General features: G+C 69.9%; 14 protein-coding genes. 5 read left to right on the forward strand and 9 right to left on the reverse strand.

The features are described 5' to 3' along the window. Positions 1–182: 182 nt before the first annotated feature. The gene (locus HII36_RS17985) at positions 183–683 is read right to left on the reverse strand and encodes a hypothetical protein (RefSeq protein ID WP_173524358.1); all 501 of its coding nucleotides are present in this window, start codon (positions 681–683) and stop codon (positions 183–185) included. A 428-nt stretch (positions 684–1111) separates the two neighbouring features. Here HII36_RS17985 and HII36_RS17990 point away from each other — a divergent pair, with 428 nt between their 5' ends. Then, positions 1112–1540: a hypothetical protein gene (locus HII36_RS17990; protein WP_173524359.1), complete on the forward strand. Its 429-nt coding sequence runs from the start codon at positions 1112–1114 to the stop codon at positions 1538–1540. Positions 1541–1753: 213 nt separating this feature from the next. Further along, positions 1754–2053, forward strand: a complete 300-nt coding sequence (locus tag HII36_RS17995; protein WP_173524360.1) for a hypothetical protein — start codon at positions 1754–1756, stop codon at positions 2051–2053. Between the two features lie 437 nt (positions 2054–2490). Here the strand turns inward: HII36_RS17995 and HII36_RS18000 are convergent, their stop codons facing one another. The 5 genes from HII36_RS18000 to HII36_RS18025 form a co-directional block, all read right to left on the reverse strand. Continuing rightward, the gene (locus tag HII36_RS18000) at positions 2491–3138 is read right to left on the reverse strand and encodes a response regulator (RefSeq protein WP_173524361.1); all 648 of its coding nucleotides are present in this window, start codon (positions 3136–3138) and stop codon (positions 2491–2493) included. A gap of 4 nt (positions 3139–3142) precedes the next feature. Further along, entirely contained in the window at positions 3143–4609 is a 1467-nt protein-coding gene (locus tag HII36_RS18005; RefSeq protein ID WP_328807763.1) for a sensor histidine kinase, read from the reverse strand. Next, positions 4603–5376 carry an ABC transporter permease gene (locus tag HII36_RS18015; protein ID WP_173524362.1) on the reverse strand — a complete coding sequence of 258 codons (774 nt, stop codon included), beginning with the start codon at positions 5374–5376 and terminating at the stop codon, positions 4603–4605. Before HII36_RS18015 ends, HII36_RS18005 begins: the two co-directional genes overlap by 7 nt. 71 nt (positions 5377–5447) lie before the next feature. Beyond that, entirely contained in the window at positions 5448–6164 is a 717-nt protein-coding gene (locus HII36_RS18020) for an ABC transporter ATP-binding protein (protein WP_173524363.1), read from the reverse strand. A 57-nt stretch (positions 6165–6221) separates the two neighbouring features. After that, positions 6222–6851 (reverse strand): TetR/AcrR family transcriptional regulator, encoded by a 630-nt coding sequence (locus tag HII36_RS18025; RefSeq protein WP_173524364.1) that lies wholly within the window; start codon positions 6849–6851, stop codon positions 6222–6224. Between the two features lie 119 nt (positions 6852–6970). On the opposite strand from HII36_RS18025, the gene HII36_RS18030 reads away from it, so the two are divergent. The 3 genes from HII36_RS18030 to HII36_RS18040 all read left to right on the forward strand — a co-directional run bounded on the left by HII36_RS18030 (position 6971) and on the right by HII36_RS18040 (position 9447). After that, the gene (locus tag HII36_RS18030) at positions 6971–7378 is read left to right on the forward strand and encodes a RidA family protein (RefSeq protein WP_173524365.1); all 408 of its coding nucleotides are present in this window, start codon (positions 6971–6973) and stop codon (positions 7376–7378) included. An 87-nt stretch (positions 7379–7465) separates the two neighbouring features. Continuing rightward, a complete protein-coding gene (locus HII36_RS18035; protein ID WP_173524366.1) occupies positions 7466–8122 on the forward strand; it encodes a winged helix-turn-helix domain-containing protein in 657 nt (218 codons plus the stop codon). Next, positions 8119–9447 (forward strand): MFS transporter, encoded by a 1329-nt coding sequence (locus HII36_RS18040; protein ID WP_217369656.1) that lies wholly within the window; start codon positions 8119–8121, stop codon positions 9445–9447. Before HII36_RS18035 ends, HII36_RS18040 begins: the two co-directional genes overlap by 4 nt. Positions 9448–9555: 108 nt before the next feature. Here the strand turns inward: HII36_RS18040 and HII36_RS18045 are convergent, their stop codons facing one another. The 3 genes from HII36_RS18045 to HII36_RS18055 form a co-directional block, all read right to left on the reverse strand. Next, the gene (locus HII36_RS18045) at positions 9556–10299 is read right to left on the reverse strand and encodes a siderophore-interacting protein (protein WP_173524367.1); all 744 of its coding nucleotides are present in this window, start codon (positions 10297–10299) and stop codon (positions 9556–9558) included. 101 nt (positions 10300–10400) lie between these two features. After that, complete coding sequence (locus HII36_RS18050) at positions 10401–11447, reverse strand: sensor histidine kinase (RefSeq protein WP_236003618.1); 1047 nt, start codon at positions 11445–11447, stop codon at positions 10401–10403. A gap of 41 nt (positions 11448–11488) precedes the next feature. Further along, on the reverse strand, positions 11489–12178 hold the full coding sequence (locus HII36_RS18055) for a response regulator transcription factor (RefSeq protein ID WP_173524369.1): 690 nt from the start codon (positions 12176–12178) through the stop codon (positions 11489–11491). Between the last annotated feature and the right edge of the window lie 8 nt (positions 12179–12186).

A 12186-nucleotide genomic window follows, 5' to 3' on the forward strand; every position in this document is an offset into this window, starting at 1 on the left:
ATCAACGAGTTGTGGGTGGGCAGGACGAAATTACGGCTCGACGCCCCCGAGGAACGCATGCTGCATTACCCTCAGAAGCGCACGAGCCACCTTCGGTTACTTCTAGGGCGCTCGCGCAACCCGGTGCCGCCGAGCTGAACCCTCGGCGGCACCTCTTGGTCCTTCGGCCCACGATGGGGCACTCATCCAGGGTCGGCTTCGGCACCTCCCTTCACGGCATAGCCGTTGATCCCGGCGGCGATCGTGAATAGGCCAGGCTCGGCCTGGGTCAGCCAGCCCGCGGTCACCAGCTTCTTGAGTCGGGCCCGTGTGGTCTCCACCCGGCCGCGCACCTGCGGCTCGCCCAATGCTTGGGCGACCTCTTTGGCTCGCATCGGCCTGCCGGCGCTGGCCATCGCCACCACCACTCGCTCATCCGCCCCGGCCAACTCGCGCCGATCCGACGGTGATCGCTTTGGTCCGGTGGCTGGCCCGGGTGAGACGGGAGGCTGGCCGCGGTCAGGGCGAGGCCGCGCGACGTCTGGTATGGGGGTCTCCTCGGCCATCAGCGGCTCGACCACCCTGCGGGCGATGGCCAACTCACCCAGCCGCTCCTCCAGGACCGCAACCTGCCCGCGCAGATCGGCCAGTTGCTGCCGGGCCGCAGCTTCTTCTGCCGTCAGACGCTCCAACAGTGACGCCATGCCCGCCTCCGATCCCGGCGACCACACCCACTCTGGTTCGCAGACTCTGCGACTGCAAACAGTCGCAGAGCGCTTGCAAAAAGTAACTGTAGGGTGCGGTGGGACTGCGGTGAAGACAAATTTGCAACTTGCCTGCGGCAAGGCAAGGACTGGAACGCATTGCTACCGCCCGTGACCTGCTCCCGCTGCCACTCGATCAGAGCCGATGGGAACATTTCCAAGGACGGCGCAAGAACCATGTATGGCGAACGACTCTCGCGTCCAACGCATCTCATTGAGCAGAAACGTCGATCCGAGAGGCGCCTGATGATACCTACGCGAAGGAAGTGTGACCAGTGAGAACGCATGGCTTCAGGCTCCCGCTCCGGCGCAGCTTGGGCGTTCTTACGCTTGCCATGCTCACGGGCTGCGTTCCGACCAGCCCAGCGATGACCGGGCTGACCGGCATCACGGTCAACGCCGAAGGGAGGCTCGCCCTGGTCGTGGCATGGTGTCAGCAACCCCCAGCCGGCGTGATCATCTACCGGCGGGTCAACGGCCAGTTGGAGGACCAAGCTGACCTCAAAGCCCCGAAGCTATCCGGATCGCCGCTCTTCCTGGACTTGGAGAAGATCCCGCCAGGCTGGTCCCTGGCCGAGGGCGACCTGAAGTTCCAGCCAGGTCATCAGTACCTCGCTGGCGCGTACCACGCCAAAACGCAAGGGGGAACGTTCCGCGTCTCCTTCACCACCGCGTCCAAGACCAAACCGACGGTGGGACGCATCCTGATTCAAGACCACAGCGGCGAGCAGCCCGACGGCGTTGATGTGCTCCTTTCCACCACCGAGTTCGTGGCCCGAGCAAAGCATTACTGCTGACACGCCTCCTCTACTTCCAGCAGCCCACCGAGGCCTCGGCCCTGCTGCAGAAGATCGTCCATGACCGAGTCCGGGAAGCGATCATCCTCGCCTCGGGAAGCGATCTCCCAGACTCGGGCTTCATCCCAGGCCAGACCTACTCGTGAACAGCCCTGCAGGAGCTCCGTCAGTCATTTCGTCTGGGGGTTCGCCGGCTCGTGCCTCTGTTACCGGGTGAGCGAGCTAAAGGCAGGACGGACGAGCGTATTCCGTACCCACTCCAGGTGTTCGGGGGTCGACCACAACCCCGAGGACGGTGCGTCGGATGAGGTCGTGCACTGTGGTGATTCCCTGCTGGCGGCCCTGCACCAGCACCACTCCGACAACCTCGCCGGGGTCAAGTGGGCCGATCGTGTATCGGCGCGCCAGAGCGGGGGCGGTTGGGCGGATGACGAAGACGTGGAACTGGCGCAATCGATACTCGCAGGCATTGAGGAGCTGCAGGGACGGGTCGCCGAGCGCCATGATGACTGACCAGCGTCGATCATCGCCTTTGAGGGGGGAGTTGGCTGAGCAAGTCGCTGCTCAATGAAGTCTGGGGGCGAGGCCGTTCGGGACAGACCCTTTGAGGTGGGGATCGGGGCCGGGAGAGGAACGCGACCCCCTGGGTGTCGGCCTGAGGGTCGCCCTACGAGCCGGGGCCGGTGAGTCGTGCAGCGACGTACGCGATGTGCCGACGGACGCGATGCGCCGAATGTCCCGTGATCCGCGAGGACTCCTGCCGGCGGCGTGGAAGTCCAACCGGCGGGGCGAAGAAGCCCAGTGCTGCTGGGAGCGATTCGGCCGACGGTCTCGATCGCGTGGCTGCTGGCATCACCGCCCCGGTCCAGGTCCGGGCCACGCGCATGTCCGAGCCAGGTTCACGTCTGGGTCACGCCAATGGTTCGGGGGTGCGGGTTCTGCCTCGGGGGTCATGCGTGCCCGGGGTCGCTGGACGGCTTTAGCAGGCCGCGCTCGTACGCCGCCGCGACCGCCGCCGCGCGGTCGTTGACTCCGAGTTTGGCGAACACGTGCAAGAGATGCGTCTTGACGGTGGCCTCGGTGATGAACAGGTTGGCGGCGATCTCGCGGTTGGTCGCGCCGCGGGCGATGAGTGCCAGGATCTCCAGTTCGCGGGGACTCACCGTCCGCTGCTCCGGGGTGCGTGCCCGCTGTACCAGGATGCCGGCCACGGCCGGGGACAGGACGGTCTCGCCGCGGGCGGCGGCCAGCACCGCGCGGCGCAGTTCGGTGCGTGGGGTGTCCTTGAGCAGGTAGCCGGTGGCGCCCTGCTCGATCGCCGGTAAGACGTCGGTGTCGTCGTCGAAGGTGGTCAGGACCAGTACCCGGATGCCGGGTGTCTGCTCGCGCAGCCTGCGTATCACCTCGGATCCGTTCATCTTCGGCATGCGCAGGTCGAGCAGCACCACGTCGGGTGAGGTGCGCAGGGCGACCGCGAGCGCCTCCGGGCCGTCGGCGGCCTCGCCGACGACCTCGATCTCGTCGTCGCCGGCGAAGATGCCGCGCAGCCCGTCGCGGACGATCGGGTGGTCGTCCACGATGATCAAACGAATCGGCATGGGGTCACGCTTCCGAATCGGCGGCGGCGGGGATGGCCGGAACGGTAGCGGAGATACCCGTGCCCTGGCCAGGAGCGGTCTCTATCGCGAAGCTGCCAGCCAGTCTGGTCACCCGCTGCCGCATTGAGACCAGCCCGAAGCCGCCCTCGCCGACTTGTCTGATGCTGGTTTCGGTGCTCTGCTCGATGCTGTTTCCAGCGACCTCTCTGACGCTGCTTCTGGTGCCTTCTCTGGTGCTGTTCCAGGCCCCTTCTCTGACGCCGTCGTTGGAGGGGGAGGTGGTCTCGCCGTCGGGGGTGAAGCCGCGGCCGTCGTCGCGGACGTCCAGGACCACCACGTCCTCCATGTACGACAGCGTCACGCCCACGCGCCCCGCCGCGGCGTGTTTGGCCACGTTCGCCAGCGCTTCCTGGGCCACTCGCAGCAGGGTCAGCTCCACCTCTGCGTGCAGTGGCCGCGCCTCGCCGGTGATCGACACCGTGACGGGCACCCCGGCGGCCTGCGACCACTTCTCGGCGACGTCGGACAGCGCGGGGGCCAGCCGGGCCTCCGCCAGCGGCGCCGGGCGTAACGCCTGCACCGAGCGGCGGGCCTCGGTCAGGCTCTCCCTGGCCAGGGCACGTACCGTGGCCAGGCGAGCGGCCCGCGCGCGCACGTCACCGGCCTTCCCGCCGCCACCTCGACCCTCACCACCCCGAACGTCGGCACCCCGCATGTCACCACCACCACCATCATCACGGCCGCCGCTGACGTCGTCGGCGCGAGCGTCACCGGCATGAACGGTGTCGGTGTCGGTGTCGAGGGCTTCGAGTTGGGTGAGGATCGCGGTCAGTCCCTGGGCGATGGTGTCGTGGATCTCTCTGGCCATCCGCTGCCGCTCCGCCAGCACCCCCGCCTCCCGCGCCCGGCTCAGCAGCTGCGCCTGCAGGCCGGCGTTCTCCTCGGCGAGCGCGGTCAGCTTGGCGCTGGTCTCCCGCAGTTGCTCGATCATCGCCTTGCGCTGCTCGTTCTGCTCGGCGATCGTCTGGACGATCAAGCCCACGGTGGACGCCACCAGCATCGCGACGACGAAGGAGAGCAGCAGCTCGCCCAGACCTCGCCCGTCGTACGGCCGGGCGGCGACCAGGACGCCGGCGGTGGCCGCCACCCCCGCGTACGCCAGCCGTCCGGGCAGCAGGGCGAAGGACTGGATGAACGCGGCCAGCCCGGTCACCGTGAACAACGTGTCGATCCTGACGAGCGCCGCGAGGACGCAGAGCAGGACGGCGAGGTAGCCGATCGCGCCGGCGAGCCGGGACGTCCAGGCGGGGTGCGCGGTCACCATCAGCCAGTGCCAGCCCACCGCGAACGCCGCCAGCGCCAGCGCCTCCGGCCGCCACTCGCGCAGCAGGGCGAAGGCCGCGGGGAGCACGATGAGCAGGTACGGCAGCACCACCTGCACGCGCTCCCAGCGGTCGACCGGCGTCACCACCGGAACGCCTTGACCCCGGCCGCCCCCGCCACGACGCAGATCGCGATCATGATGCCCAGGGTAACCGGTGACATCCCGCCGCCGGCCCAGCCGTCGCGGACGGCCTGGACCACGGGCGTCATGGGGGTCAGGTCGCCGATCGCCCGCATCGAGCCCGACATGGTCTCACGCGGGATCATCGCGCCGGACAGGAAGACCATCGGGAAGAACACGCCCAGCCCGATCACGGTCGCCGCGCGTCCGCTGGGCACGATCGCGCCGAGCAGCAGGCCGATCGCGCCGAGGCTCAGCGCGCCCAGCAGCCACGCCAGGACGACGCCCGCCAGGTCGACCGGCGCGTCCAGCCCGAAGCCGACGGCGCCGACGGCGATCAACAAGGCGGTGCCGAGCACGGCCAGCAGCAGGTGGGCCGTCCACTGGGCGGCGAACACCATGGCGGGGGAGGCGGGAGTCGCGCGTAACCGCTTGAGCACCGAACGCTCCCGGTATTGCGCCAGCGTCGCGGGCAGCACGACGAGCGTGGCCAGGCCGATGACGAAGACGGTCAGCATGGGGACGGTGGCGTTCACCACGGTCACCCCGCCGGGCAGCGGCTTGTCGCCGCCGCCGCGGAGTTTGACCCACAACATGATGATCGGGAAGGCGAGTGCGAAGAAGGCCGACATCGGATCCCGTACGACGAGCTTGAGTTCGACGGCGACGACGTTGGCCAGCCCCTTCATCCCGAACCCCTTCATCCCGAACCCCTTCATCCCGAACCCCTTCATCTCGCGCCTCCTCGTCTCGTGCCCTTTCCTGCCGGCTCCGCTCGCACCAGTCCCGCGAACGTCGGCCCCGCTCATGCCGCGTCCCTTCCGGTCAGGGTGAAGTAGGCGCCCTCCAGGCAGGTGGCGCCCGCCTTGGCGATCAGTGCGGCGGGGGTGCCCTCGGCGGCGACCCGGCCGTCGTCGATGATCGCGATCCGGTCGCACAGGGCCTCGGCCTCGTCCATGAAGTGCGTGACCGTCACGACGGTCACGCCGCGCTCGCGCAGGGCGCGGATCAGGGCCCAGGTGCTGCGGCGGGCGACGGGGTCCAGGCCGGTGGTGAGCTCATCGAGGAAGACCACCTCGGGGTTGCCGACCAGGGCCAGGGCGATGAACAGGCGTTGCTTCCAGCCGCCGGACAGCGCGCCGAAGCGGTCACGGGCGCGTTCGGTCAGGCCCCATTCGTCCATGAGCGCCCGCCAGTCGGCGGGTCTGTCGTAGAGGGCGGCGTACATCCGGAGCGCTTCGGCGACTCTGAGCGCGTCGGGCAGAGCCGCCTCCTGCAGCTGGACGCCGATGCGCGGCAGCAGTTCGCGCCGGTCGCGCTGCGGGTCCAGGCCGAGCACCTGGACGTGGCCGCCGTCCGGACGGCGAAGCCCCGAGGCGCATTCCACGATCGTGGTCTTGCCGGCTCCGTTGGGACCGGCCAGGCCGAAGATCTCGCCACGGGCCACCGTGAGTGAGACGCCGTCCACCGCCCGGCCGGACCTGTAGCTCTTGCGCAGGCCGTTGATCTCGATGACTGTCATGCATCGAGCATCGCCGCGCGGCGAAAGGGGCAACATCAACCGAACGGTCGATGGGGATCAACCGCTCGGTGCGCGGCCCGGCAGGGAGGAGAAGCCGCGTTCGACGGACGCGCGGCAGCGGTCGGGGGAGTCGCCCGCGCCGGTGAAGAGCGCGGTCAGCATGGGCACGCCGTAGCCGAGCACCTGGTCGGGCAGCGGGCCGGTGACGACCAGCGAGGCCAGTCCGTGTCCGATGGCCCAGCTCTGCGTGGACAGCTCCACCGGATCGACGTCGTCGCGGAACCGGCCCGCGGCCTTGGCCCGTTCGACGCAGCTCACCAGGCGGTGCAGGGTCTCGTCGGCGGCCGCCGCGTCTTCGAGCTCGAAGGCGGCGTCGAACATGACCCGGTACAGGTCGGGCGCGGCCATCGCGTTGGCGAGGTAGGCGGCGCCCAGTGCGGCGAGGTCGCGCACGGGGTCGGCGGACAGCGCGACCGTCTCCAGTCTGGCGGCCAGCCGGGTGAAGCCTTCCTGCCGCATCGCGCGCCACAGGCCGTCCATGCCGCCGAAGTAGGTGTAGACGGCCATGGTCGAGACCTCGGTGCCGGCCACCACCGAGCGCAGCGTCACGGGCTGCCGGGCGGCGAGCAGGTGCGCGGCGCGCTCGATCAGCAGCGACCGGACCGCCGGGTCCTTCGACCGGATCACCGGGTCCTCATCGCGTAAGTCCTCATCAAGTACGTCCTCGCCGCCCAAGTCCCGTCGTTGACGGAACTATACATAGCGTTGCTATGTTTTGGCGTGAGTACCCGACCAAGGAGCCGCACATGGCCGTCACACTGATCAACCCCGACGGGCTGCCCAAGCCCGACGTCTACCGCCAGCTCTCGATCGCCACCGGCTCGAAGCTGGTGTTCCTGGCCGGGCAGGTGGCCCGCGACGCGAACGGGCACAAGGTCGGCGAAGGCGACCTGGCCGCGCAGGTCGAGCAGTCGTATCTCAACATCGCCACCGCGCTGACGGCGATCGGCGGGTCCTTCGACGACGTGGCCAAGCTGACCATCTACGTCGTCGACTGGACGCCGGAAAAGATGCCGCTGCTCGGCGAGGGCGTCGCGCGGGCGGCCGCGAAGCTGGGGATCGACCCGGTCAAGCCGATCACCCTGCTGGGCGTCGCCGCGCTGGGGGAGCCCGACCTGCTGGTCGAGGTCGAGGCGACCGCCGTCATCGACTGAGCCGGACCCAGGGGGTAACCGAACTTTCCCAAAGAATTTTTGCAAAAATACTTTGGGAAAGTGGCTCGGCGGATTTACGCTGCTCGCATGGCCGGTGAAGAAGACAGGCGCGTCCTCGATCCCGAGCACGACGCCGCGGCGCTGAAGGCGCTCACGCACCCCCTGCGCATCCGGCTGCTCGGCCTGCTGCGCCAGGACGGGCCCGCCACCGCGAGCGAGCTCGCCGCCAGGACCGGCGAGACGTCCGCGTCCACCAGCTACCACCTGCGCGTGCTGGCGAAGTACGCGTTCGTCGCCGAGGCCGAGCACCGCGACAGGCGAGAGCGGCGCTGGCGGGCGGTGCACCGGGTGACGTCCTGGAGCAACAAGGCGATGGACGCCGCGCCGGAGAGCCGCGCCTTCGTGGGCTTCGCGCGGCGGCGTCAGATCGAGCACCTGGAGGCGTCGCTCGTCCGGCACGAGGGCGACCTCGCCGCCGGTCGGCTCGGCGAGGAGTGGCTGGAACCGTCGAACATCAGCGACCTGCTGCTCCGGCTGACCCCCGAATCTCTCACCGAGCTGCGGCAGGCGCTCGATCGCAAGGTGGCGGAGCTGACCGCGCGCGACGCGGACGATCCGCGCGCCGCACAGGTCGTCTTCCTCACCGCGGGACTGCCGCTCGCCCCGTACGACCCGGCCGCCGGCCCCGAGGACGACCCAGCCGCCAACACGGAGAACGACGAGACGGACGGTGATCTGTCGTGACCGAGCCGCTGGACCCGCGCGCCGCCCGCCGCCGTTACGCCACGGCCTGCGCCCTGTTCTGGTTCCCCGTCGGCATGACGATCGCGCCGATGATCCTGCTGTTCACCGAACGCGGCATGTCACTCGCCGCCATCGCGGGCTTCTTCGCCGCGCACTCTCTCACCGCCGCCGCGCTGGAGCTGCCCACCGGCGGGCTGTCCGACGTGCTCGGCCGCAGAACCGTCCTGGCCGCTGCCGGGCTGCTGAATCTGACCGCGCTCGTCCTGCAGGGGCTGGGCACGTCAGCCTGGGTGCTCACCTGCGGAATGATCCTCATGGGCGCGGGACGTGCGCTGTCCAGCGGGCCGGCCGAGGCCTGGTACGTCGACATCGTCCACGCGCGTTCCGGCTCGGCCGCCGACCTGCGTCCCGGGCTGGCCAGGGGGAAGGCCGCGACGTCGGCCGCGCTGGCCGTGGGCACGTTGCTCGGCGGCGCGGTGCCCTGGCTGCTGGCGTCCGGCCCGGACCTGGGCGCCCGGCTGGAGGAGGCGACGTCCGGGCTGGTCCTTCCGTTGTCGGTCCCGATGCTGCTGGCCGCTGCGGTCGAGGTGGTCTTCGTGCTGTATGTCCTGGCCGCGCTGCGTGAGCCCGCCCGGCCGGCGGCCACGGCGCGCGGGCTGCTGCGCGGCATCCCCGCCACCGTCGCGGACGGGCTGCGGCTGGGCGCACGCGACGCGCTGGTCCGCCGCATCCTGCTCAGCGCGGGGGCCGCGGGCAGCGGGCTGGCCGCCGTCGAACTGCTCACCCCGGGCCGCGTGGCGACGCTGACCGGCGCGTCGGAGTCGGGCGCGGTGGTCTTCGCCATGCTGGCCTGCGCCGGTTTCGTCTGCTCGGGTCTCGGCAGTCACCTCGCGCCGCTCATCGCACGTCTCGCAGGGAGCGGGGAGCGTGCCGTCCTGGTCAGCCTGGGGATGAGCGCGAGCGGACTGTTACTCCTCGGCGCGACCGCGGCGGCCACCGGCCTGGTGGCGACGGTCCTCGCGGTCGCCGGCTACGCCCTGATCTACCTCGGACTCGGCAGCGCCGGCCCGAGCGAGAACGACCTCCTGCACCGCCGGGTCACCAGCGCGGGACGCGCCACCGCCCTGTCCGTCCAGTCGCTGGCCCTGCAGCTGATCGGCGCGCTCACCGGGCTGCTCGTCGGCGTGTTGCCGCCGGGGCCGATTCCGTGGCTGCTGGGCGGGGTCGTCCTGGCCGCCGGGGCCCTGCTGTGGGTCCGCCGCAGCGGCCCGCCCGCCGCGACCGGCGCGACGCCGGCCCGGCACACCGACGCGGTCAACGGCTGAGGGCATGAACACGCCGCCCGCCGGACGACGAGACGGTCGCAGCCGTGGCCGTTCCCATGAACCGTCTCCATAAGGCGTTCCCGTGAGGCGTGCATGCGGCGGGCGCCGTCAGTGCAGGCCGCGTTTTCCCGGCGTCCAGAACGGCTTGACCTTGATGGACGTGCGCGGCCAGTTCCGCTCGCGCACCAGGAAGTCGCGGACCAGCCGGCACGTCATGGCCTCCCCGGCCACGTAGGCGGCGCCGGCGTTGCCCGGCAGGTCCAGCTCGGCCACGGCCGCGAGCAGCACCGGGGACGAGGTGGCGGGCGCGCCGCGACGGTGGACGCGCCGCAACCGCGCCTGCCCGGGCATGGGCAGGTCGTGCTCGGGAGTCTCGCTCTCCAGCACCCCGAACACCCCGGACGCGCCGGTCAGGGCCCTGATCATCGGCCCGAACGCGGCGCTCGCGGTCTCGTCCCCGATGAAGACGTGGAAGTCGGCGTCCCTGGTGAAGAAGTCGCCCTGCGGCCACCAGAAGGTCACCCGCTCGCCCGGCCGGGCCGCCCGCGCCCACCTCAGCCCGATGCCGTCCCCGGAATACAGGTGGACGCGCAGTTCGATCGCCTGTCTGGCGGCGTCGAGGTCCCAGATCGTGTAGGTGCGCAGCGTCTCGCCAGGACGCAGGATGCCCGACACCGACAACGGGTCCTTCAGCTGGATCCTGACGTGCTGGCCTGGGGTGAAGGGGAAGGCGACGGGCCGGTCGGTCTCCAGCCTGATCCGCCGCATCGTGGGCGTGACCTGCTCGGCGACGGTGATGGTGGCCTCCATCGCGTACTTGCCGAAGAGGCGGTCGCGCATCATGCGGGCCATCTCGCTCCTTAGAGGCTCTAAGCTAGTTAGAGTCATTAAGGAAACATAGACCCCGTAAGATGTCAACGCCGATGCCGATTCAGGTCCCGCACGGCAACTGATCAGGACACCGACCCCATGTCCGGCAGTCGTACCGTCACGGCGAGGCCGCCGCCGGCGCGGGGGACGGCTTCGATCGTGCCGCCGTGGACGCGTGTGATGGCGGCCACGATCGACAGGCCGAGGCCCGCGCCGGACACCGACTCGGTACGGTCGCCGGTGAGGCGCCGGAACGGCTCGAACAGCGATGACACCACCTCGTGGGCGATCTCCCGCCCGGTGTTCTCCACGGTGAGGACCGCGCCTCCATCGCCCGTTCCGGTCCGGACGGCGATGAACCTGCGCCGGTCGTTGTACTTCTCGGCGTTCTCCACGAGATTCGCGATCAACCGCTCGACCAGAACGGGATCGCCGGAGGTGAGGGCCGGTGACAGGTCCGCCGTCGCGCCGGGGTGCTCGCAGAGGGCACGCCGGGCCAGGTCGGCCAGATCGACGGGCTCCGCGTTGGTCGGCGTGTGTTCTGCCGCGGCCAGCATCAGGAGTCCGTCGATGAGCCGATGCTGGCGGCTGTTGGAGGCGAGGAGTTCGTCCCGGGCCTCCAGCAGTTCCTCGGGAAGTTCGGCGAACGCCACCTGCAGCAGCGCCCGGTCCAGCGCCAGGGGTGTCTTGAGCTCGTGGGAGGCGTTGGCGGCGAACCGGCGCTGAGCGTCGGCCGAGCGTTCGAGCCGGTCGAGCATGTCGTCGAAGGTGTCGGCGAGCTCCTTGAGCTCATCGTCGGGGCCCTGCATCGCGATCCGCTGATGGAGGTTGGACAGGGACAGCCGGCGGGCCGTGGCGGTGACGCTGCGAATCGGACGCAGGACGCGTCCGGCCAGCCACCAGCCCAGGATCACCGAGACCACCGTCAGGACGGCGATGATGACCGCGGTGGCGGCCCATTGGTACCTCAGGAGTTCATACCGCAGCCGAAGGTCGCCTTCGAACACCGCTTCCTGGTCGACCTCGCCCCAGGTCGGCGCCCCCGCGGCCGAGGGCTGCGGTGCTCGGCCCGTGACGGAGACGCTCACCCCAAACGCGCTGCTGAGCAGCAGGTTCACCGCGAGCAGCATGACCACGGCCAAGATGAGGAAGGGGCTGGCATAGAGCGCGGTCAGCCGGACCCTGACGGTGCTCCGTGGCCAGGGTCGACGAGACGGTAGCCCGCTCCGATCACGGTTTGGATCACCGGTGGCGGTCCCAGCTTCTTGCGCAACGTCGCCACCGTGACCCGCACGGAGTTGGTGAAGTAGTCGACGTTCTCGTCCCATGCCTTCTCCAGCAGATCCTCGACACTGACGACGCTTCCGCCCGAGCGCATGAAGACCTCCAGGACCGTGAACTCCTTGGGGCTCAGAGCCACGTAGCGCCCGTTGCGATGCACTTCGTGGTGGGCGGGGTCCAGGGTGATGCCCGCCATCCGCAGAACCGGCTGGAGCCGGGTCGGCACCCGCCGTGCCAGGGCTCGGATCCGGGCGACGAGCTCGGGAAAGTCGAAGGGCTTGGCGAGGTAGTCGTCGGAACCCAGGCTCAGCCCCTCCACCTTCGACCACAGGTCACCGGCGGCGGTGAGCATGATGATCCGTGCGGGGACCTGCGCCTCCAGCAGCCTCCGGCAGACATCGTCACCGTGGATCTCGGGTAGGTCCCGATCGAGCACGATCACGTCGTATTCGTTGGTCATCGCCCGTTCCAGGGCCGCGTCCCCGTCATAGACGACGTCCACGGCCATCCGGGCCTTGCGCAGCCCGGCGCCGATGATGTCGGCCAGGCCTTTCTCATCTTCGGCGACCAGCACGCGCATGTCCGATG

Origin of the sequence: Nonomuraea antri, assembly GCF_013283785.1 — a bacterium.
Taxonomy (GTDB): domain Bacteria; phylum Actinomycetota; class Actinomycetes; order Streptosporangiales; family Streptosporangiaceae; genus Nonomuraea; species Nonomuraea antri.